The organism is Mycolicibacterium sp. XJ1819, assembly GCF_053483675.1.
The window spans coordinates 153,204-174,744 of record NZ_JBEFST010000004.1 but is presented as its reverse complement, the minus strand read 5'-3'; the positions used below and the strand labels follow the sequence as shown (position 1 = coordinate 174,744).

Annotated in this window: 20 protein-coding genes and 1 tRNA gene; 13 read left to right on the top strand and 8 right to left on the bottom strand. The window is 69.6% G+C overall.

All coding sequences use genetic code 11. The annotated features are described in order from the left end of the window. Positions 1 to 258: 258 nt before the first annotated feature. Positions 259 to 1,674, top strand: coding sequence for a MinD/ParA family ATP-binding protein (locus ABQE89_RS06050; RefSeq protein ID WP_448415125.1), 1,416 nt, complete (start codon positions 259 to 261; stop codon positions 1,672 to 1,674). Positions 1,675 to 1,684: 10 nt separating this feature from the next. Here the strand turns inward: ABQE89_RS06050 and ABQE89_RS06045 are convergent, their stop codons facing one another. Next, the gene (locus ABQE89_RS06045) at positions 1,685 to 2,419 is read right to left on the bottom strand and encodes a transcriptional regulator (RefSeq protein WP_448415123.1); all 735 of its coding nucleotides are present in this window, start codon (positions 2,417 to 2,419) and stop codon (positions 1,685 to 1,687) included. A gap of 323 nt (positions 2,420 to 2,742) precedes the next feature. Between ABQE89_RS06045 and ABQE89_RS06040 the strand changes: the two genes are divergently transcribed. Then, positions 2,743 to 3,033, top strand: coding sequence for a WhiB family transcriptional regulator (locus tag ABQE89_RS06040; protein WP_448415121.1), 291 nt, complete (start codon positions 2,743 to 2,745; stop codon positions 3,031 to 3,033). 9 nt (positions 3,034 to 3,042) lie between these two features. Here ABQE89_RS06040 and ABQE89_RS06035 read toward each other — a convergent pair whose 3' ends face one another. After that, complete coding sequence (locus tag ABQE89_RS06035) at positions 3,043 to 4,608, bottom strand: acyl-CoA carboxylase subunit beta (RefSeq protein WP_448415119.1); 1,566 nt, start codon at positions 4,606 to 4,608, stop codon at positions 3,043 to 3,045. A gap of 98 nt (positions 4,609 to 4,706) precedes the next feature. Here ABQE89_RS06035 and ABQE89_RS06030 point away from each other — a divergent pair, with 98 nt between their 5' ends. From ABQE89_RS06030 to ABQE89_RS06015, 4 genes are read left to right on the top strand one after another with little or no spacing between them, the layout of a single operon-like run. Continuing rightward, on the top strand, positions 4,707 to 5,126 hold the full coding sequence (locus tag ABQE89_RS06030) for an EVE domain-containing protein (protein ID WP_448415117.1): 420 nt from the start codon (positions 4,707 to 4,709) through the stop codon (positions 5,124 to 5,126). Between the two features lie 16 nt (positions 5,127 to 5,142). Continuing rightward, complete coding sequence (locus ABQE89_RS06025) at positions 5,143 to 6,111, top strand: pirin family protein (RefSeq protein WP_448415115.1); 969 nt, start codon at positions 5,143 to 5,145, stop codon at positions 6,109 to 6,111. 7 nt (positions 6,112 to 6,118) lie between these two features. Continuing rightward, on the top strand, positions 6,119 to 6,454 hold the full coding sequence (locus ABQE89_RS06020) for a GNAT family N-acetyltransferase (protein ID WP_448415114.1): 336 nt from the start codon (positions 6,119 to 6,121) through the stop codon (positions 6,452 to 6,454). A gap of 27 nt (positions 6,455 to 6,481) precedes the next feature. Next, complete coding sequence (locus ABQE89_RS06015) at positions 6,482 to 7,288, top strand: thioesterase family protein (protein ID WP_448415112.1); 807 nt, start codon at positions 6,482 to 6,484, stop codon at positions 7,286 to 7,288. Positions 7,289 to 7,344: 56 nt separating this feature from the next. Here ABQE89_RS06015 and ABQE89_RS06010 read toward each other — a convergent pair whose 3' ends face one another. The 5 genes from ABQE89_RS06010 to ABQE89_RS05990 form a co-directional block, all read right to left on the bottom strand. Next, on the bottom strand, positions 7,345 to 8,313 hold the full coding sequence (locus tag ABQE89_RS06010) for a coiled-coil domain-containing protein (protein ID WP_448415111.1): 969 nt from the start codon (positions 8,311 to 8,313) through the stop codon (positions 7,345 to 7,347). 114 nt (positions 8,314 to 8,427) lie between these two features. Next, positions 8,428 to 8,907, bottom strand: coding sequence for a nitroreductase family deazaflavin-dependent oxidoreductase (locus tag ABQE89_RS06005; protein ID WP_448415109.1), 480 nt, complete (start codon positions 8,905 to 8,907; stop codon positions 8,428 to 8,430). Further along, positions 8,907 to 9,410, bottom strand: a complete 504-nt coding sequence (locus tag ABQE89_RS06000) for a pyridoxamine 5'-phosphate oxidase family protein (protein ID WP_448415107.1) — start codon at positions 9,408 to 9,410, stop codon at positions 8,907 to 8,909. Before ABQE89_RS06000 ends, ABQE89_RS06005 begins: the two co-directional genes overlap by 1 nt. A gap of 51 nt (positions 9,411 to 9,461) precedes the next feature. Then, positions 9,462 to 10,643: a DUF7373 family lipoprotein gene (locus ABQE89_RS05995; protein ID WP_448415106.1), complete on the bottom strand. Its 1,182-nt coding sequence runs from the start codon at positions 10,641 to 10,643 to the stop codon at positions 9,462 to 9,464. A 116-nt stretch (positions 10,644 to 10,759) separates the two neighbouring features. Continuing rightward, positions 10,760 to 10,842, bottom strand: a tRNA-Leu gene (locus ABQE89_RS05990). Positions 10,843 to 11,099: 257 nt separating this feature from the next. Here ABQE89_RS05990 and ABQE89_RS05985 point away from each other — a divergent pair. From ABQE89_RS05985 to pknB, 7 genes are all read left to right on the top strand, one after another. Further along, a complete protein-coding gene (locus ABQE89_RS05985) occupies positions 11,100 to 12,554 on the top strand; it encodes an FHA domain-containing protein (RefSeq protein WP_448415104.1) in 1,455 nt (484 codons plus the stop codon). 171 nt (positions 12,555 to 12,725) lie between these two features. After that, a complete protein-coding gene (locus tag ABQE89_RS05980; RefSeq protein WP_448415102.1) occupies positions 12,726 to 13,193 on the top strand; it encodes an FHA domain-containing protein FhaB/FipA in 468 nt (155 codons plus the stop codon). 52 nt (positions 13,194 to 13,245) lie between these two features. Continuing rightward, a complete protein-coding gene (locus ABQE89_RS05975) occupies positions 13,246 to 14,829 on the top strand; it encodes a PP2C family protein-serine/threonine phosphatase (RefSeq protein ID WP_448415100.1) in 1,584 nt (527 codons plus the stop codon). Beyond that, positions 14,826 to 16,238, top strand: coding sequence for a peptidoglycan glycosyltransferase RodA (locus ABQE89_RS05970; RefSeq protein WP_448415098.1), 1,413 nt, complete (start codon positions 14,826 to 14,828; stop codon positions 16,236 to 16,238). Before ABQE89_RS05975 ends, ABQE89_RS05970 begins: the two co-directional genes overlap by 4 nt. Next, positions 16,235 to 17,710 carry a D,D-transpeptidase PbpA gene (gene pbpA, locus ABQE89_RS05965; protein WP_448415096.1) on the top strand — a complete coding sequence of 492 codons (1,476 nt, stop codon included), beginning with the start codon at positions 16,235 to 16,237 and terminating at the stop codon, positions 17,708 to 17,710. Before ABQE89_RS05970 ends, pbpA begins: the two co-directional genes overlap by 4 nt. Beyond that, positions 17,707 to 19,005: a protein kinase domain-containing protein gene (locus tag ABQE89_RS05960; protein ID WP_448415094.1), complete on the top strand. Its 1,299-nt coding sequence runs from the start codon at positions 17,707 to 17,709 to the stop codon at positions 19,003 to 19,005. The genes pbpA and ABQE89_RS05960 overlap by 4 nt, the downstream gene beginning before the upstream one ends. After that, positions 19,002 to 20,870, top strand: a complete 1,869-nt coding sequence (pknB, locus tag ABQE89_RS05955; protein ID WP_448415092.1) for a Stk1 family PASTA domain-containing Ser/Thr kinase — start codon at positions 19,002 to 19,004, stop codon at positions 20,868 to 20,870. The genes ABQE89_RS05960 and pknB overlap by 4 nt, the downstream gene beginning before the upstream one ends. Here the strand turns inward: pknB and ABQE89_RS05950 are convergent. Beyond that, positions 20,848 to 21,534, bottom strand: coding sequence for an aminodeoxychorismate/anthranilate synthase component II (locus ABQE89_RS05950; RefSeq protein WP_448415090.1), 687 nt, complete (start codon positions 21,532 to 21,534; stop codon positions 20,848 to 20,850). The two genes, pknB and ABQE89_RS05950, sit on opposite strands and share 23 nt — an antisense overlap. Positions 21,535 to 21,541: the final 7 nt, after the last annotated feature.

The following is a 21,541-nucleotide window of genomic DNA, read 5'->3' as shown; positions in this document are numbered from 1 at the left end:
AAATGTTGTTCGTGTGATTGGATTGACGGGAGCGCTTTCGGTGGGGACTTAGCGCTGCGGGTGGACCGACTCGGCGTCATTGGTTTGAAACCCCCGGTGACGCTAGCCCGCAGGGGAACTTCCGTGGTACGCGCTTGCCCAAATGTAGTTTGCTGACGGGTGGCGACAGGTGAGGGCGGCGGCACGACTTGTACGGGTAGTCGATACTTGGGTGAAGCCGAAACCCGCGACCCGACATGTTCTAAAGGGAGATGCGCTGTGACCGACCGCGATGACGCATTGCGGAGAAGACTCGGCTGGACGGGCCCCGAGGACGCCGATTACGAACCGGCGGCCGCCGACCAGGACACTTCGCCTCCGACGCCGCCCGCGTCGGCACGGCCCGCCGGAGACGACCCCGCGCACACCGACCACCCCGCCCCGGATTCCGCCGACGATCCGGCGCAGCCGCCCGACCCCGGCCCGGCCCCTCAGTTCCGCGACCCCGACCGCGCAGGCTTTCGCCCGCCGGCTCCGCGCTACGGGCCGCCACCGGGCACTCCGCGCGAAACCGGCCCGCTGCCCAGCGTCGGTCGTTCCGACGGACCGTCCTGGGGTCCGCAGCAGCCCAGCAGGCCGTCGGTGCCGCCGCGCCCGGCGGGACCGCCCCAGGCGCCGCCGCCCGGTCAACAGTGGCGGGGCCCCGGCTACGCCCCCGATCCCCGAGTTACGGCCCCCGCCCCGAGCGGGTCCTACGCGGACCGGATTCGCGCCGACGACCTTGTGCCGGCTCGCAAGCTGCCGCCCACTCGCGGCTGGCGCTTCGCCCTGTACCGGGCCACCTTCGGGCTGGTCAATCTCGGTCAGGGACCTGATGAGATCCGCCAGGCTCAACTGGAAGCGAAGATCAAGGCCGTGCTGCGCGGGCACTACAAGATCGGCGTGATGGGCAAGGGCGGCGTCGGCAAGACGACCGTGTCGGCCAGCGTCGGGTCGGTGTTCGCCGAACTTCGGCAGGAAGACCGCGTGGTCGCGATCGATGCCGACACCGCCTTCGGCAAACTGGGCAGCCGCGTCGACCCCAAGGCCCAGGGCTCCTACTGGGAGTTGGCCTCCGACCAGCACCTGGAAACCTTCGCCGACATCCGCAGCCGGGTGGGCAATAACTCCGCGGGACTGTTCGTGCTCGCCGGTGAGGCGACCCCGGCCCGCCGTCGGGTGTTGGACCCGGCGATCTACCGGGAAGCCACCTCGCGGTTGGACCGGCACTTCACCATCTCGATCATCGACTGCAGTTCCACCATGGACAGCCCGGTCACCCAGGAGGTGCTTCGCGATCTGGACGCCCTGATCGTGGTGTCCTCACCCTGGGTGGATGGCGCCGCGGCGGCGGGCCAGACGATGGACTGGTTGGCCGCGCGCGGACTGACCAGCCTGTTGCAACGCACAGTCATCGTGCTCAACGACTCCGACGGTCACGCCGACAAACGCACACGATCCATTCTCGCCCAACAGTTCTCCAGTCAGGGCCAGACGGTCGTCGAGGTGCCGTTCGACGGGCACCTACGGCCCGGCGGCGTCATCGACGGCACCTCGGAAATGTCACCGGCGACACGGCGCCGCTTCGTCGAGATCGCCGCCGCCCTTGCCGAACACTTCCCGTCCCAGGACGACCGCGGCCGCGAACGCTATTGAAGTTTCGCGCTCAGGCCAACTGCTCGATCAGCGACTCCAGGGCCGTGACCGCCGCGGCCGGTATCGGCTCCTCGGACTCCGCGCGCACGATGTCGTCATCGGAAACGCCTGCGGCTTGGGCGGTTTCGGAGATCGTGAGGTTGGCTCCGCGACGCGCGGCGTAGATCCGCTGGCCCAGCGTGGCGTGTGGGGTACCGGCGGCGCGGCGCATGACCTGGTCGTAGCGACTGCGCACGGCGCTCAACGCCTTGATCAGCGGCGGGGACACCTTGCTGATCCGGGCCGCCTGCGCAGCCACCCCCTCGAGTTGACGTAGGTCGGCGAGCACCTTCATCGCGCGCGGGGCGAAGTCGGGATCGGCGTCGAGCGGCAGCGCCTCGATCGCCAGGTCCACGGTGCTCACCGCGGTCAGCACCGCCTGGGCGATCAGGTTCGCCTCATTGCCCGCCGCCGTCGGGGTCGCGTGCTGGTTCTGGTCGGCGACCGGTTCGCCGTACCGCAACCGGGAGATCGTGCCCGGCGGCCAGCGCAGCACCTCCTCGAGCTTTGCCCGGGTGCGTTCGCGCGGCCACGAACGCCCCTTCTCGAATGAGATCAGCGCGCCCGCGTTGATCACGCCGTCGGCGGCCAGGCTGCGCTGGCTGATGTTGAGTTCGCGGCGCCTGGCAGCGGCCGCGGCACCCGCGCGCACCATTCCCGGGTCCGGCGCCTCGGGCTGTCGACCGGCAGGTTCCGGGATGGACATATCGACGATGACCTCGCTGCGCGACGGGTCGGGCCCGTGGTGAACGTTGCGTGCATCGTAACCAAAGCTACGGTCAGCGCTACGCCTTGGGTCCGGAACCGTCGTGTCGACCCGGCTTATTTCCGTAGCGCTGGCTGCCGCAACGCTACGGTTTGATTCCCGGGGTTTCATCTACTATATCCAGCTCAAGGGCCCGCCAGAGTGCCGCTCGCAAGTCCAGCCGTGTAGTTTTCCGCTTTAAACCGTTGCATCGCTACGGTTATTGCGCTAGCTTTGCCGCATTGCCGGCGCACTGCCGCAGATCGCGCAGAAGGAGCGACACCATGAGCACCACGCACTGGACGGAGACTCCCGTCGGGGCATGCACCCGCGACCCCGAGCGGTGGACCACGAGGGCCGACGAAGCCGCCAAGTCGGTCTGCCGGGCATGCCCGCGACGTTGGATGTGTGCGCGCGAGGCCTGCGAGTTGCCCCGAGCCGAGGGCCTGTGGGCTGGCATCTTCATCCCGGAGTCCGGCCGGGGACGCACGTTTGCCCTGCGCCAGTTGAAGTCGCTGGCCGAGCGCAACGGATACCCGGTGCGCGCCCGCCGCCTGTATGCGGAATCGGCCTGACCCGGTCGACTACCAGGTGTCGACGAAACGAGGGCCGGGCTCGCGTCGGTGGCCGGTCGCCGCCGACAGCGTGTCGATGATGAGGCTGCGGGTCTCGGCCGGGTCGATCACGTCGTCGATCTCGAACAGCTGGGCGGCATTGAGCGCCTTGGCGTTGTCCTGCGCGGCCGCGGTGGCCTGCCGCACCCGCTCTTCGCGTTCCTCGTCGTCGGCAATCGCCTCGAGTTCCTTGCGCAGCCCCAGCCGCACCGCGCCTTCCAAGCCCATCGGTCCCAGATGCGCACCTGCCCACGCGACGGTCAGCACGGGCTCGTGCAGGCTGCCCCCGACCATCGCCTGCGCGCCGAGTCCGTAGCCGCGGCGCAGCACGACCGCAACGAGGGGTACGGTCAGTGCTGCGCCCGCGACCAGCATGCGAGATGCGCGGCGCACCAACGCTTCTGCTTCTGCGGCGGGGCCCACCATGTAGCCGGGACAGTCGACCAGCGAGACGACCGGAATCCCGAACGCGTCGCACAGTTGCAGGAACCGGGCCGCCTTGTCGGACGCGGCGGCGGTGATCGCGCCCGCCATCACCATGGTGTTGTTCGCGATGACACCGACCGCGCGGCCGTCGATTCGCGCCAGCGCGGTCACCAACTCCGTGGCGAAACGCGGCCGCAGGAACGTCACCGAGGCCTGGTCGGCCAGCGTCTCGATGATCGGCGCGATCGGGTATGCGCGCCGGGCGCGTTCGGGAACCATTGTGCGCAACCGGGTTTGATCTGCGACCTGCCCCGGCCCGATCGGACCCTGGAAGTAGCTCAACAGGCGTTTGGTCACCTCGACCGCCTCGGCCTCGTCGCCGACCACCACGTCGACGACGCCGTTGGGCTCCTGCACCGCAATCGGTCCCACCTCGTCGGGGTGCACGTCGCCGAGTCCGCCGCCCGCGATCATCGCGGGCCCGCCCATGCCGATCGACGCGTCCTCGGTCGCCACGATCAGATCCGAGCATCCGGCGATCACCGCGTTGCCCGCAAAGCAGCGACCCTTGACCACCGCGATGCGGGGCACGACGCCCGACAGCGCCGCCCACAACTTGAACGCCCGGGCGTCCAGCGCCGAGACCACCGGGATGTCGGTGTCGCCCGGTCGTCCGCCGCCGCCCTCGGCGAAGAACACTGTCGGCAACCGCATCCGCTCGATCAGTTCGAACAGGCGGTCCTTCTTGCGGTGGCCCAACGCACCCTGGGTGCCGGCGAGCACCGTGTAGTCGTAAGACAGCACAGCGCATGCGGCGCGTTGGCGGTCGAACAGGTCGCCGTTGACCCGTGCGGTGCCGGCCACCAGACCGTCCGCGGGGGTGCGGGCGATCAGGTCGTCGAGGACGCGGCGATGGCGCTGGGCCGCGATCGCGAACCGGCCGTACTCGACGAACGAGCCGGCGTCGACGAGGGCGGCGATGTTCTCCCGCGCGGTGCGGCCGTTGGCGGCGTGCCGTCGCGCCACCGCTTCGGGCCGTGCCTCGTCCTCGGTGAGCGCACGGCGGCGCAACACCGCGGCGAGGTCGTCGCGGATGGGCTCGTCGGGCATGGCGTCCGATGCTATCGGCCGCGCGGCGACCCGACGTTATCCACAGGCACCGCCGCGCGGGCGGTGGTTGTGTCGGCCCGCGCTCCTACCGTGCGGGCATGACGAATTGGATCAACACGGCAAGCCGTGACCACGTCGAGCTCGGCGTGCGCGGCCGCTTCACCCAAGCCAACAACGGCAAGCCGACGATGCTGCGCAGGATGGCGCGCGGGGACTGGATCGTCTTCTACTCCCCGCGCACCACTTACCCCGACGGTGAGCCGCTACAGGCGTTCACCGCGATCGGTCAGGTGGTCGACGACGAGGCGTATCAGGACACCCTGTCGCCCGAATTTCACCCCTGGCGTCGCAGCGTAGATTTCCTGCCCTGCACGCAGACGCCGATCCGGCCGCTGCTGGAACACCTCGACTTCATCGAGGACACCACCCGGTGGGGCTACAAGTTCCGGTTCGGGGTGTTCAAGATCGGCGACCACGACCTCGAGGTGCTCCGTTCGGCGATGGCCGCACCGCGCTGAGGCCTACGGTGAGGCGGTGAGCAACACTGACCCGTCGCCGGCCGAAGTTGTCTGTGAGGCATCACCGTTCGGCGGGGTGCTGCACCCGCGCGAGGTGCCGCTCGGGGGGCCGCGGGCGATCCGGGTGCGACGGACCCTGCCGCAGCGCGAGCGCTCACTGATCGGGGCGTGGTGCTTCGTCGACCACTACGGCCCGCACGCTGTGCAAGGTGGCGTCGGGATGGACGTGCCGCCGCATCCGCACACCGGGCTGCAGACGGCGAGCTGGCTGTTCAGCGGCGAGGTCGAACACCGCGACAGCGCCGGTGTGCACGCCATGGTGCGCCCCGGCGAGCTGAACCTGATGACCGCGGGTGCGGGCATCTGTCACTCCGAGGTCTCGACGACCGCGACCGACACCCTGCACGGCGTGCAACTCTGGGTCGCCCTGCCCGACTCCGACCGCGACACCGACCGCGACTTCGCACACCACGCACCCGTCCCCCGCGCGGTCGGCGAGGGCGCGATCGCGCGGGTGTTCCTCGGTGAGCTCGCGGGTGAACGCTCCCCGGTGCCCACCTTCACCCCGCTGCTCGGCGCTCAGGTCGACCTCGCACCCGGGGCGGTGTGGGCCGTCGACGTCGACCCGGCGTTCGAGCACGGCGTGCTGCTCGACCAGGGTGACGTCGTCGTCGGCGACCACCCCCTCGACGTGGCCGACCTGGCCTTCCAGGGCGCCGGGCGCGCGCGGCTGACCGTGCAGAACCGGGGCGCGGGCCCGGCCCGAATCCTACTTCTGGGCGGCCCGCCGTTTCCCGAACAGCTGCTGATGTGGTGGAACTTCGTCGGCCGCAGCCACGACGAGATCGCCGGCTATCGCCAATTGTGGGAGGACGGCGCCGACCGGTTCGGGGCGGTTCAGGGCTACCGCGGGGAGGTGTCGCGCCTGCCCGCCCCGCCGCTGCCGAACGCCCGGTTGCGTCCGCGGCCCAATCCAGGGGTATAGCTGAAGGATGACCACCACCGACAAGACCGGCGCGCCGACCACCGTCACCCAGGAGTCCGACCGCTTCACCATCTCGGTCGACGGGAAGCTCGCGGGCTTCACCGAGATCGTCGACCGGGGCGGCCAGCGGATCTTTCCGCACACCGAGGTCGATGAGGAGTTTCAGGGTCGGGGGCTGGCGACGATCCTGATCGGCGACGCGCTGCGACAGACCCGCGGCGCCGGCCTGCGGATCGTGCCGGTCTGCGAGATGGTGGCGAACTACACCGAGAAGCATCAGGAACTGGCCTCCGACGTCGACCCGGTGTCCGACGACGTCAAGGCCTGGCTGGCGAATCGCTAGAACGCCTGGCCAGCTATCGTCGTCGCGATGGCGACGGCAAGTTTCGACACCGACGGCGACGCGTTCGTCCCCAAGCCCGTCACGCGGGGGCCGTGGGGTCAGACGATCAGCGGCAACTTCGTCGGAGGGCTGCTCGGGCACGTGCTCGAACGCGACGCCGGCGACCCCGACTTCCAGCCCGCCCGGTTGACCGTCGACTTGTTCCGGCCCGCTGCGCTCGCCCCGGTGCGGGTGGAGACGACCGTCGTGCGCTCGGGCCGGCGGCTCCGGCTCGCCGACGCGGTGATGACCCAGGACGACACCGTGGTGGCCCGCGCCAACGCGCTGTTCCTGCGCCGCGGTGAGCAGCCGGCCGACACGATCTGGACCTCGCCGGTGACCATGCCCCCGCTGCCGCCGATGCCCGACCCGGTCCCGCGGGGCCTGCCGTTTTTGGTGTGGACCTACGGCGCCGAGTCCCACGACCCCGACGACGGCTTCGGGTTGGGCGGCTGGCGCCATTCCGGACCCAAGCACGTCTGGTCCCGCGATGTGCGCCCGCTCGTGGAGGGCGCGCAACTCAGCGCGTTCACCCGGGCGGCGATGGTCGGCGACATGGTCAGTTCGCTGACCCATTTCGGGCCCAGCGGGTTGCAGTTCATCAACGCCGACTACACGTTGACGCTGGCGCGGCTGCCCAAGGGCGCCTACCTGGGGCTGGCGGCGCTGACGCACTACAGCCATGACGGGGTGGCCACCGGCACCGCGGCCATCGTCGACGAATACGGGCCGATCGGCAGCGGCGTGGCCACCGCGCTGTCCAATCCGGGCTTCGACCCGCCGTACCGCGGCTGACCGAAAAAGCGAGCACCCCGCGACGTGGGCCGCGGGGTGCTTCGTGCCGGTGGAGGTCAGCTGATGCCGACGACCTCCTGGGCGATCTCGGCGATGCGCGTCTGCGCGGCCGACACCAACCGCTGCCGGTTCTTGTGCATCTCCTCGTAGGCGATGATCGCCCGGATGTCGGCCGGGTCCTCGAGCTCCTTGACCGCGGCGACGGCCTCGGTGAGGTTGAGCTCGTCGTAATCCGGGATCGCCAGCTCGTCGGCGTCGAGCACACCGCCCGCGGCGCGCGCCCTGTGCAGCGCATCGGCCGTCTGCTCGGCGCCCTCGTTGCGGGCCACCGACTCGGCGCTCTGCAGCGCCGCATCGCGGGAGGCGCCCAGCGCCTTGAGCGCGACCTCACCGGCGTGCTGGGCACGGCGGATCAAGTCGTCGACGGCCGGGCCGGCGGAGCGGACCAGGTCGGCGACCCGCTCGACGGACTGCGCCGACCACTGCCCCGGCATGTACGCCAGCTTGACCGCGGTGCCCGCCGCGGCCTGCAACGGCGTGCGCTGCAGCGCGGCCGGACCGCCGAGGGCGTCCTCGGCCAGCACGGTCGTCAGCCAGGTCACCGTCGCCGAATGCGCGGTGTTCAGGCGCTCGGCCAGGTCCTCGATGTCCTTGCGCTTCGCCGAGACCGCGAGCGCCTTGATGTAGCGGGCGCGGTCGAGCAACTGATTTTCCAGCGCCAGATCGCCCAGCAGGGCCTCGTCGAACGGCTGGGCCTGTTCGGCCAGCGCCTTGACCGCGGCGGCGGCCCGGCCCAGCAGCGGGCCCACGGTGTCGGGGAAGCCGCCGAGATCGCGGATCGCCTTCTCGATCGCCTCGGCGCGGATGCGGCCGTGCTCGGCGTTCTGCAACAGTTCACGGCGCACCGCCTCGGTGCGGGCCTGCGTCACCCGCGTCTCGGCGACCTGAATCTCGGTGTGGGTGAGGTCCAGGATCGCGCGCAACTGCGCGAGCAAGGTTGTTTCGGTGTGGGTAGTGGTCGTCATCGATATTCGCCCCTTCAGCGTTGACGGATGGTCGGCGCTTGGGTGCACCTGCCGACTGGCTACCCGTCGCGCGGGGAGGGCCGAACTCAATGTGAGCTAGGTCGCAGTGCGGCGTCAGCGGGGTTTGAGGATGACCACGGGAATCTCGCGGTCGGCCCAGCTCTGATAGGTGTCGAAGTCGGCGTAGGCCTCGACCAGCTTGGGCCACAGCCGGGTCCGCTCCTCGGCCGAAGCGGTCTGCGCCCGCACGGGTTTGCGGTCCTTCCCGATCTCGACGTGGGCGTCGGGGTTGGCCACCAGGTTGCGGTACCACTGCGGGTGATCGTCGCGGCCGCCCTGAGACGCCACCACGACGATGTCCTGGCCGTCTTCGATGTACACCAGCGGCGCGACCAGTCGTCGGCCGGACTTACGCCCGGTGTGTTCGAGCAGCAGCGTGGGCACCGGTTTGCGCAGGCCGGCGCCGACGCGCCAGTTGGCGCCGATCCTGCCGCCGGAGCGGCGGTACAGCCAAGTGTGGGCCTTGCTCGCGTACTTCATCATCGTGGTGACCCACGGCGAGTTGAGCTGCTCGGGCCGCTTGCTGGGATCCATCACGCCTCCAGGTACTTCGCGGTGCTGCCGCCGAGGGGCATCTCGGGCATGCCCAGCTTGCGGTGATCCCAGCTGCGGGTGCGCAGCGGCACCACCCGCACGCAGATCCGGTTGCGCATCATCTGGTCGACGAACGGCCGCATGTCGTCGGAATAGGGTCCGGTGTAGCGCTCCCAGACGTTGATGCCCACGCGCAGTGTGGTGTCCGGGTCGTCGACGATTTCGGCCCGGCCGTCGATCGACACCCCGCGCAGGGTGTCGTAGGTGTGCCCGTCCTCGACCATCACGGTGACCGTCGGGTTGCGACGCAGGTTGACCGCCTTCTGCGATTTGGCCTTGGTCTCGAACCAGATCTCGCCGTCGAGCACCGCATACCACATCGCGACCAGGTGCGGCCGCCCGTCGGGCAGCACGGTCGCCAGCGTCGCGGTCCGGCTGCGTTCGATGAATTCGGCGATCTCCTCATCGGACATGACGATCTTCGCCCGCTCGTTCTTACCCACGGTCACAGATCCTGTCAGGTCGGCGTCGTCTCGGCGCAGCCCGGGCTGTGGCTAGCTCATCAACATGACGTACTGCGCGGCCGCCAACTGCTGGGCGCCCAACAGCGTCGGCGCGCTGGTCTCGACGGCGTAGCGATCCGCGGTCACCAGGCAGTAGAAGCCGCCCTCCTGCAGGCGCAGGCAGCGGCTGTCGGGCATGTTGCGCACCGGCGTGGCCGGCGTCGCGTCCGGTTCGACCTCGGCGTTGAACTCCTCGACGATGTCGAGCGCCGCCTCGGCGTCATCGGCCTCGTAGACGTTTGTGCGCGCCATGGCCACCACGTCGGTTCCGGTGGCGGAGAACAACTTTGCCGAGCGCGCCGGGTCGCTCTGGAAGTGCAGCGCGCCCTGCCGCTCGTAGGTGGTGTTCTGGGTGACGGTGGCTTCGCGGCCGTCCATCGGGATGGTGCGTGCCAGCAGGCCGGTCGGGTCGATGCTGATGTCGGAGAACTCGGCGGGGTCGGTCGCGCGGAAGTCGCCGATCATCGGCCCCTGTAGATCGATGGTCTTCGCGATCAACTCCGTGGCGGTTTCCGGCCGGTCGGTCGACTGCGCCTGCTGCATCAACACGTAGGGCCCGTGGGCGATGAACGAGCGCGCGGCGAAGAATTTGCCCGCCGTGCGGTCGGTCGCGGTGTAGGCGCTGGCCCTGGCCTCGGCGTGGCCGGGGATCTCGGTCTCCTGCGCGGGCCCGTCCGCCCCGCGCTGGCGCATCGCGGTCTCGCCGAAGGCGGTCGCGGCGGATTTCGCGGTGGCGTCGTCGGGGAATCGCAGCACCGCGTTCATCAACAGCTTCTTGTTCTTCTGGGTGCGCGCCGAGGCGAAGCCGTTGATGAAGTTGTGTCGGGCGGCCACCGCGCCCAGTTGCACCGGTCCGATCAGCAGCATCGCCTCGGGCGCGGGCAGCGCGAGGGCGCCGAACCCGAACGATTCGGTGAGCGCCGAGTCGACCTCCCACGGGCCGACGACGTGGTTGGCCATCCGCTGCGCCTCGAGGATGCGGCCGGCCCGCGCATTGCCAGCCACCCCCAGCGGCTCGCGCGGCGAGGTGGGGTACGGCCCCACGTCGAGTTGGTCGAAGTCGATCACCGCCGCCGCGCCGACGGGCTTCGTCGGGGTGCCGTCGACAACAGAGGTGCATGCCGCCAACGGCAGCATCACCGCAATAACCAGGGCTAAAAGTGCACGCCGCATCTTGGCAAAGTTACCGTGCCGCCTGAACTTTCGGCTCAGGCATACCGTTCGGCAGTGGCGATTCGGGCGTGAAAACCTGCGCGGGTCGCAGGTAATCACGCCGAAATCGTCGATTGTGGGCGAAGGGGGACTTGAACCCCCACGTCCCGAAGGACACTGGCACCTGAAGCCAGCGCGTCTGCCATTCCGCCACTCGCCCCAACAACCGCGGGAGCCTATCACGCACGGCGGCCCGCTCCCCAACCGTACCGACCCGCGGCACCGGCCCGCCAGCCCGGTCTCGCGAGTCCAAGATCGGCGCCTTGACCTGCCGCGATCCGATTCTCAGAGTTCTGTAGGTCCCGCGCCGCTGCGCTGGGCCGATACCATGCAATCAAGTATGTGGCCAGGCGACACGCGGCTGCCCGGCAGCAGACGAATTGCCGACGGATAACGACAAGCGAGGCGGGCGGTGACATGGGTCTAGTCGACCGCATCGAACGCAAGCTGGAAGCCACCGTCGGCGACGCCTTCGCCCGGGTCTTCGGCGGATCGATCGTCCCGCAAGAGGTTGAAGCGATGCTTCGCCGGGAAGCCGACACCGGTGCACGGGAAATGCTCGGCGGCCACATTTTGGCGCCGAACGTCTACGTCATTACCCTCAGTGTGCCTGACTATCAGAAAGTGAGCGCCGACCCGGACCTCACATCGGCGACGTTCGCCAAGCACTTGGAGGGTTACATCCATGAGCAGGGGTGGCAAACGTATGGTGATGTGGTCGTCAGGTTCGAGCAGTCATCCAGCCTGCACACCGGCCAGTTTCGCGCGCGAGGCGCCGTCAATCCCGACTCGACCACGGGTGACCCCGCCCCACCTGGAGAACTCTCGTCCAACGCAGAATCAGGAGTACCGATGAGCGACAATCCGACCTACCGCGGCGGCCAGGGACCGGGGCGGCCCGCCGACGAGTACTACGACCGTCCCCAAGACGGTCCCCCCGGACATCCCCAGGACCGCCCTCAGGACGACCGCTACGGCCCACCGCCCGACGACCGAGGCGCCGCCGACCCCCGCGCCCCGTACCCCCCGCCACCGGACCAGGGCGGCTATCCGCCGCCCCCGCCGCGTCCGGGTGGTTACCCCGACCAGGGCGGTTATCCGGACCAGGGCGGCTATCCCGACCAGGGCTATCCCCCGCCGTCCTACGAGCAGCGCCCACCGCCCGGATACGGTGGCCCGCCTCCCGCGCCCGGCTACCCCGACCAGGGTTACCGGCCGGCCCCCGGCGGCTACGGCCCCCCGCAGGGCGGTCAGCCCGGCTACGGCGCCCCGCAGGGTGACTACGACTACGGTCGCCCGCCGGGCCGTCCCGACGACGGCGGTTACGGACGTCCCGAACCGCGCCCCGCATACCCCGACCAGGGCGGCTACCCGGACCAGGGCGGCTATCCCGACCAGGGCGGCTACGGCGGGCAGGCCTACGGCCGCCAGGACCAGGGCTACCCGCCGCAGGCCGACTACGGCCGCTACGGCGAACCGGCGGGCGCCGGCTACGCCGAGCCCGGTTACGGCGAGCCCGCCGCCGGCTACGACTACGGCCAGCAGGGCGGATACGGCTACGGCGGCGGGGACTACGCGGCCGGCGGCGCCACCGTCACGCTGCAACTCGACGACGGCAGCGGCCGCACCTACCAGCTCCGCGAGGGCGCCAACATCATCGGGCGTGGCCAGGACGCGCAGTTCCGCCTGCCGGACACCGGGGTCTCCCGCAGGCATCTGGAGATCCGCTGGGACGGTCAGGTGGCGTTGCTGCAGGACCTCAATTCCACCAACGGCACCACGGTCAACAACGCGCCGGTCCAGGAGTGGCAGCTCGCCGACGGTGACGTCATCCGCGTCGGCCACTCCGAGATCATCGTCCGGGTCCACTGAGCAACGACCGAAAAGCTACGAAAAGCTGAGGAATCGGCCGGTTTCGGGCTCGGGAGCGTTCGCTTCAGCCTCGTGTCGTTGGCCGCCCAAGTATCGTGACGTTGCTTAAGGTAGCGAGTTCACTGTGTTGCCTACACATCGTGGATGGGACGGGGACGGAGAGGACGTCAGATGCAGGGTCTGGTACTGCAACTGACGCGCGTCGGTTTTCTGCTGCTGCTGTGGCTGTTCATCTGGTCGGTGCTACGGATTCTGCGGACCGATATCTACGCACCCACCGGTGCCGTCATGGTCCGTCGCGGACTGCCGCTGCGCGGCTCCCTGCTGCCCAACCGGGGCCGCCGGCACGTGGCGCGGCAACTGGTGGTGACCGAGGGTGCGCTGTCGGGCACGCGCATCACGTTGGGTAGCCAGCCCGTGCTGATCGGCCGCGCCGACGACTCGACGCTGGTGCTCACCGACGATTACGCGTCCACCCGGCATGCCAGGCTCTCGCCTCGTGGGTCGGAGTGGTACGTCGAAGATCTAGGATCGACCAACGGCACATACCTCGACAGGGCGAAGGTGACGACGGCGGTACGCGTTCCAATCGGCACCCCGGTGCGGATCGGCAAGACAGTGATCGAGTTGCGCCCATGATCGCGCGCACGCGCAGGCGCACCCCCGGCCGAAAGGCCAGGGGGACAGCGTAATGGCCCTCGTGCTTCGTTACGCCGCGCGCAGTGACCGCGGCCTGGTCCGAGCCAACAACGAGGACTCCGTGTACGCGGGGGCCCGGCTGCTCGCGCTCGCCGACGGCATGGGCGGCCACGCCGCAGGCGAGGTGGCCTCTCAACTGGTCATCGCCGCGCTGGCCCATCTCGACGACGACGAGCCGGGCGGCGACCTGCTCAGCCAGCTCGACGCCGCGGTGCGCGAGGGCAACGCCGCGATCGCCGCGCACGTCGAGGCCGACCCCGAACTCGAAGGCATGGGCACCACGCTGACCGCGATCCTGTTCGCGGGCAACCGACTTGGGCTCGTGCACATCGGGGACTCGCGGGGCTACCTGCTGCGCGACGGCGAGTTGACCCAGATCACCAAGGACGACACCTTCGTCCAGACCCTCGTCGACGAGGGCCGCATCACCGCCGAGGAGGCCCACAGCCACCCGCAGCGCTCGCTGATCATGCGTGCGCTCACCGGCCACGAGGTCGAACCCACGCTGATCGTGCGCGAGGCCCGCGCCGGCGACCGCTACCTGTTGTGCTCGGACGGTCTGTCGGACCCCGTCAGCCAGGACACCATCCTCGAGGCGCTGCAGATTCCCGACGTCGGCGAGAGCGCCGACCGGCTGATCGAACTGGCGCTTCGCGGCGGCGGCCCCGACAACGTCACCGTGGTGGTCGCCGACGTCGTCGACTACGACTACGGCCAAACCCAACCCATCATCGCCGGCGCCGTGTCCGGAGAGGACGGGCAGGTCGCCCCGCCCAACACCTCGGCGGGCCGCGCGTCGGCATTCAACCCGCGGCGCAACGAGGTCAAGCGCGCGCTGCCGGAACCGGAAGACCCTGCGCCGCCGACTCGGTCGCGCCGCCGCATCATCATCGCCGCGGTGCTTCTGGTTCTGGTGCTGCTGGCCGGCCTGGCGATCGGGCGCGAGATCGTGCGCAGCAACTACTACGTCAGCGCGCACGACGGCATCGTGTCGATCATGCGCGGCGTGCCCGGCTCGATCCTCGGGTATTCGCTGCAGGAGCCGTATCGGAAGGGCTGCCTGACTGCCCGCGACGAACTCACCCTCATCGGCCCCGACCAGCCGGCACGCGGCTGCTCCCCTTTTCGGGTCAGCGATCTCAAGCAGGCCGAACAGCGCCAGGTGATGGCCGGTCTGCCGACGGGCTCCGAGGAAGACGCGATCGGTCAGATCAACCAGCTGGCCCGCGACTCACTGCTGCCGATCTGCCGTCCCCCGCAGCCCGAGCGCACCACCGCGCCGCACTCCCCCGCACCGACGAGATCCCCTGGGGTGCCCAACAATACGCCCGGCACCCCGCCGCCGGCGTCCGACACCGAAGGCCCGGAACGCCCCGGTGACCGCACCCCCGCGCCGGAGACGCCGCGCACGGTGGCACCGTCACCCGCGCCGGCCTCGCCTGCCCCTGCGCCGCCGCCTGACCCGCAGTCTCCCGCGCCGCCCCCGCCGCCGTCGCCCGTACCGCCGCCGCCCACCGTCACCGCGCTACCGCCGCCCGTGCAGGAGCCGGGGATCACCTGCCGGGAAGCGTCATGACCACCCAGCCGCAGGCAGCGGTGGCGGTGACGCCGCCGCTGCCCACCCGTCGCAACGCCGAACTGTTTCTGCTCGGCTTCGCCGCGGTCATCACGACGGTGGCACTGCTGCTGGTCGAGGCCAATCAGGAGCAGTCGCTGAGCTGGGATCTGGCCCAGTACACGGTGGCCTACCTGGCGCTGTTCACCGGTGCGCATCTGGCGGTGCGGCGGTTCGCGCCCTACGCCGACCCGCTGCTGTTACCGGTGGTCGCCCTGCTGAATGGCTTGGGGCTGGTGATGATTCACCGTCTCGACCTGTCACAGGACGGACTGGTTCGCGAGGGTCTGGGCGGCACCGCCAATCAGCAGACGTTGTGGACGCTGGTCGGGGTGCTCGGGTTCTCGTTGGTCGTGATCTTCCTGCGAGACCATCGGCTGCTGTCGCGCTACGGATACGTGTGCGGTCTGACCGGGCTTGTCCTGCTGATCATTCCCGCGTTGCTGCCGGCGTCGCTCTCCGAGCAGAACGGCGCCAAGATCTGGATCCGCTTGCCCGGCTTCTCAATTCAGCCGGCCGAGTTTTCCAAGATCCTGTTGCTCATCTTCTTCGCCGCGGTGCTGGTGTCCAAGCGAAGCGTGTTCACCAGCGCCGGCAAGCACGTCCTCGGCATGGATCTGCCCCGGCCACGTGACCTGGCGCCGCTGCTGGCGGCCTGGATCGCCTCGGTGGCGGTGATGGTCTTCGAGAAGGATCTCGGCACGTCGCTGCTGTTGTACGCGTCGTTTCTGGTGCTGGTCTATGTGGCCACCGACCGGTTCAGTTGGGTGATCATCGGCCTGACGCTGTTCGCGGCGGGAAGCGTTGCGGCATATTACGTTTTCGACCACGTCCGGATCCGGGTGCAGAACTGGCTGGACCCGTTCGCCGACCCCGAGGGCGCCGGCTACCAGATGGTGCAGTCGATGTTCAGCTTCGCCACCGGCGGCATCTTCGGCACCGGTCTGGGCAACGGGCAGCCCGACACCGTGCCCGCGGCGTCGACGGACTTCATCATCGCCGCGGTCGGGGAGGAACTGGGCCTGGTCGGGTTGGCTGCCGTGCTGATGCTCTACACGATCGTCATCATCCGCGGCCTGCGCACCGCGATCGCCGTGCGCGACAGCTTCGGCAAGCTGCTGGCCGCCGGCCTGGCCTCCACGCTGGCGATCCAATTGTTCATCGTCGTCGGCGGGGTGACGAAGCTGATTCCGTTGACCGGGCTGACCACACCGTGGATGTCCTACGGCGGTTCGTCGCTGGTGGCCAACTACGTGCTGCTGGCGATCCTGGTGCGGATCTCGCACTCCGCGCGCCGCCCGATCGTCCCCACCGCGCAGGGATCCACGCCGATCGCGGCCGCCAGCACCGAGGTGATCGAGAAGGTATGAACACCTCGCTGCGCCGCATCGCCGTCACGGTCATGGTCCTGGTCGTGCTGCTGTTGGGCAACGCCACCGTCACCCAGGTCTTCACCGCCGACGGGCTGCGCTCCGACCCCCGCAACCAGCGCGTGCTGCTCGACGAGTATTCGCGCCAGCGGGGCCAGATCTCGGCGAGCGGACAACTGCTGGCCTACTCGGTGTCCACCGAGGGCCGGTTCCGCTTCCTGCGGGTGTATCCGGACCCGCTGGTCTACGCCCCGGTCACCGGGTTCTACTCGCTGCGCTACTCCAGTAGCGGCCTGGAGCGCGCCGAGGACGGCATCCTCAACGGCTCCGACGAGCGGCTGTTCGGGCGGCGGTTGGCCGACTTCTTCACCGGCCGTGACCCGCGCGGCGGCAACGTCGACACCACGATCAACCCCCGGGTGCAGCAGGCGGCCTGGGACGCGATGGAGGACGGCTGCGACGGGCCGTGCAAGGGCTCGGTGGTGGCGATCGAGCCGTCCACCGGAAAGATCCTCGCGCTGGTGTCCTCACCGTCCTATGACCCCAACCTGCTGGCCACCCACGACACCGAGGAGCAGGCCGAGACCTGGGAGAAGCTGCGTGACAACCCGGAGTCACCGCTGCTGAACCGTGCGATCGCGGAGACCTACCCGCCCGGCTCGACGTTCAAGGTGGTCACCACCGCGGCCGCGCTGCAGCGCGGGGCCACGCCGGGCACCCAGCTCACGTCGCAGTCGCGCATCCCGCTGCCCGACAGCACCGCGACGCTGGAGAACTTCGGCGGCGCGTCCTGCGGCGACGCCCCGAGCACCTCGCTGCGCCAGGCCTTCGCCAGGTCGTGCAACACCGCGTTCGTCGAACTCGGCCTGGACACCGGCGCCGACGCGCTGAAATCGACGGCGTCGGCGTTCGGGCTGGACACCCCTCCCCCGCCGATTCCGCTGCAGGTCGTCGAGTCCACCGTCGGGCCCATCGCCGACGCCGCGGCGCTGGGAATGTCGAGCATCGGGCAGAAGGACGTCGCGGTCACGCCGCTGCAGAACGCCATGGTCGCCGCGACCATCGCCAACGACGGAGTGGCCATGCGGCCGTATCTGGTCGATAGCCTGAAGGGACCCGACCTCGCCAACATCGCCACGACGGCGCCGACCGAAGAGCGCCGGGCGGTGTCGCAGCAGGTCGCAGATACACTGACGGATCTGATGGTTGCCGCCGAGCAGGTGACGCAGCAGAAGGGAGCCATTGCCGGCGTGCAGATCGCATCCAAGACCGGCACAGCGGAGCACGGCACCGATCCGCGCAACACCCCGCCGCATGCCTGGTACATCGCCTTCGCCCCCGCTCAGACTCCCAAGGTGGCCGTCGCCGTCTTGGTGGAGAACGGCGGCAACCGGCTGTCGGCGACCGGTGGGGCGCTGGCCGCCCCTATCGGACGGGCCACCATCGCCGCCGCGCTGCGGGAGGGATCATGACCGCCCGCGTGGGGGTGACGCTGTCCGGCCGATACCGGCTGCAGCGGCTCATCGCCACCGGCGGCATGGGTCAGGTCTGGGAGGGCCTCGACTCCCGGTTGGGCAGGCGGGTGGCGGTCAAGGTGCTCAAGGCCGAGTACTCCACCGACCCCGAGTTCGTCGAGCGGTTCCGGGCCGAGGCCCGCACCGTCGCGATGCTCAACCATCCGGGCATCGCCGGCGTCTACGACTACGGCGAGACCGAGATGGACGGCGAGGGCCGCACCGCATACCTGGTGATGGAACTCGTCAACGGCGAACCGCTGAACTCGGTGCTCAAACGCACCGGACGGTTGTCGCTGCGGCACGCGCTGGACATGCTCGAGCAGACCGGCCGCGCCCTGCAGGTCGCTCACAGCGCCGGGTTGGTGCACCGCGATGTCAAACCCGGCAACATCCTGATCACGCCGACCGGCCAGGTCAAGCTCACCGACTTCGGCATCGCCAAGGCCGTCGACGCCGCGCCCGTCACCCAGACGGGCATGGTGATGGGCACCGCCCAGTACATCGCGCCCGAGCAGGCGCTCGGTCACGACGCCACCGCCGCCAGCGATGTCTACTCGCTGGGAGTCGTTGGCTACGAATCGGTTTCGGGTAAGCGGCCGTTCACCGGCGACGGCGCCCTCACGGTCGCGATGAAGCACATCAAGGAGACACCGCCGCCGCTGCCTGCCGACCTGCCGCCCAACGTGCGTGAGCTCATCGAGATCACCCTGGTGAAGAACCCCGGCATGCGCTACCGCTCCGGTGGCCAGTTCGCCGACGCGGTGGCCGCGGTGCGGTCGGGCCGGCGTCCGCCCCGGCCCAATCAGGCGCCCGCGATCGGACGTGCCGCCCCCACCGCGGTGCCCTCGGCCGCGCAGGCCCGCGCGGCCGCCGACGTGACCGGACGCGCGCCGGTCACCGCTGCCCGGGCCCGACCCGTCACCGGCACCCACCGCACTCCCCCGCCGCGCCGCACGTTCTCCTCGGGTCAGCGGGCGCTGCTGTGGGCCGCGGGCGTGCTGGGCGCGCTGGCGATCGTCATCGCGGTCCTGATCGTGCTCAACGCCCAGGACCGCAAGGACCGCCAGGTCCCGCCGCCGCCGACCGTCACCGACACCATCACCCAGACCACGCCCTATTCGCCGACGGCGATGCCGCTGCCCAACGATCGCAGAGATGGGGTGGGGGGTGCCGCTCTTGGTGCGGAAGAATTTTGGGTAACCCGCAATGACGTCGCGCGCAAGTCAACCCCAGAACAGACACTGCAATGACCACCCCCCAACACCTCTCCGATCGGTATGAGCTCGGCGAGATCCTGGGCTTCGGCGGCATGTCCGAGGTCCACCTCGCGCGTGATCAGCGGCTGCACCGTGACGTCGCCATCAAGGTGCTGCGCGCCGACCTCGCCCGCGATCCGAGCTTCTACCTGCGCTTCCGCCGTGAGGCGCAGAACGCGGCCGCGCTGAATCACCCCGCGATCGTCGCGGTGTACGACACCGGTGAGGCCGAGACGCCCGCCGGACCGCTGCCCTACATCGTGATGGAGTACGTCGACGGCGTGACGCTGCGCGACATCGTGCACAACGAGGGGCCGATGCCGCCGAAGCGGGCCATCGAGGTCATCGCCGACGCATGCCAGGCGCTCAACTTCAGCCACCAGCACGGCATCATCCACCGCGACGTCAAGCCGGCGAACATCATGATCAGCAAGACCGGCGCGGTGAAGGTGATGGACTTCGGCATCGCCCGCGCGATCGCCGACGCCAACAGCGTCACCCAGACCGCCGCGGTGATCGGCACCGCGCAGTACCTCTCGCCAGAACAGGCCCGCGGTGAGAAGGTCGACGCCCGCTCCGATGTCTACTCGCTGGGCTGCGTGCTGTACGAAATCCTGGTCGGTGAACCACCTTTCATCGGCGACTCGCCCGTCGCGGTGGCTTACCAACACGTCCGCGAGGACCCGGTGCCGCCGTCGCAACGCAACCCCGACATTCCGCCCGAGCTGGACGCGGTCGTCCTCAAGGCGCTGGCCAAGAACCCCGACAACCGCTATCAGACCGCTGCGGAGATGCGCGCCGATTTGGTGCGGGTGCACAGCGGTGAAGCGCCGGAGGCCCCGAAGGTCCTCACCGACGCCGAGCGCAGTTCGCTGCTGGCGGCACCGCATCAGCGCACCGAGCAGATCGATCCGGTCGAGCGCCCCGCACCCCCGTACGCCGAGCGGGAGCGCCGCGGCTCGGTGGGCCGCTGGCTGGTCGCGGTCGCGGTGCTGGCCGTGCTGACCGTGGTGGTGACGCTGGCGATCAACGTGTTCGGGGGTGACACCCGCCAGGTGCAGGTGCCCGATGTGAGCGGCCAGGCCTCCGCCGACGCGATCGCCGAACTGCAGAACCGCGGATTCAAGACCCGCACCCTGCAGAAGCCGGACTCCACCGTGCCCCCCGACCATGTGATCAGCACCGACCCGAACGCCGATTCGTCGGTCGACGCCGGCAAGGAGATCACGATCAACGTCTCCACCGGTCCTGAACAGCGCGAGATCCCCGACGTGCGCAGCCTGGCCTACGCCGATGCGGTGCGCAAGCTCACCGACGCCGGCTTCGAGAGGTTCAAGCCGTCGTCGTCACCGTCGACGCCGGAGATGAAAGACAAGGTGCTCGGCACCAACCCGCCGGCCAATCAGACCTCCGCGATCACCAACGAGATCACGATCATCCTCGGTGCCGGGCCCGAGACCCTGCCCATCCCCGACGTCAAGGGGCAGACGGTGGAGAGCGCCCAGCAGATCCTCAACGCCTCGGGCTTCACCAAATCCGTGCCGGTCGACGTGGACAGCCCCAGTCCCGCGGGTCAACTGATCGGATCCAATCCGCCTGCCGGACAAGAGGTTCCGGTGGACACCCTGATCCAGCTGCAGGTGTCCCGCGGCAATCAGTTCGTGATGCCCGACCTCACCGGCATGTTCTGGACCGATGCCGAACCACGGCTGCGGGCGCTGGGCTGGACCGGCGTGCTGGACAAGGGGGCGGATGTGCAGAACAGCGGGCAGCGCACCAACGCGGTGGTCGGTCAGAACCCGGCGGCGGGTTCGGCGGTGAACTTCGGCAGCAGGATCACGCTGAACTTCGCGTCGTAGCCGCCGCCCGGCCGTCTTGGATCGCGCCGGCCACCTCGTCCTCGAGTCGCCGCACCAGCGTCTCGTCGGGCGCGGCGCCGCAGTACCCCAGCCAGTTGGCCAGCATCCGGTGGCCGCCCTCGGTCAGGATCGACTCCGGATGGAACTGCACGCCGTGGATCGGCAGGTCGACGTGCCGCACCGCCATGATGACGCCGCCCTGGGTGCGCGCGATGACCTCGAGCTCGGCGGGCACCGTGTCGGGCAGGATGGTCAGCGAGTGATACCTCGTCGCCGTGAACGGATTCCGAAGCCCCTGCAGCACACCGGTATTGGAATGATGCACTGTGCTGGTTTTGCCGTGCAGCAGTTCGGGCGCGCGGTCGACGGTGCCGCCGAACGCCACGCCGATGGCCTGGTGCCCGAGGCACACGCCCAGCAGTGGGGTCTGCGTTGTCGCGCATGCCTTGACGAGCGGGATCGACGCGCCGGCGCGCTCCGGGGTGCCGGGGCCGGGGCTGAGCAGGATGCCGTCGAAGGTTTCGGCCGCCCGCGTGACGTCGGCTTCGGTGCACAGTCGGGGGTCGTCGTTGCGCCACACCTGTGCGTCCACCCCGAGCTGGCCGAGGTACTGCACCAGGTTGAACACGAAGCTGTCGTAGTTGTCGACGACGAGGACCTGCATCCGACCA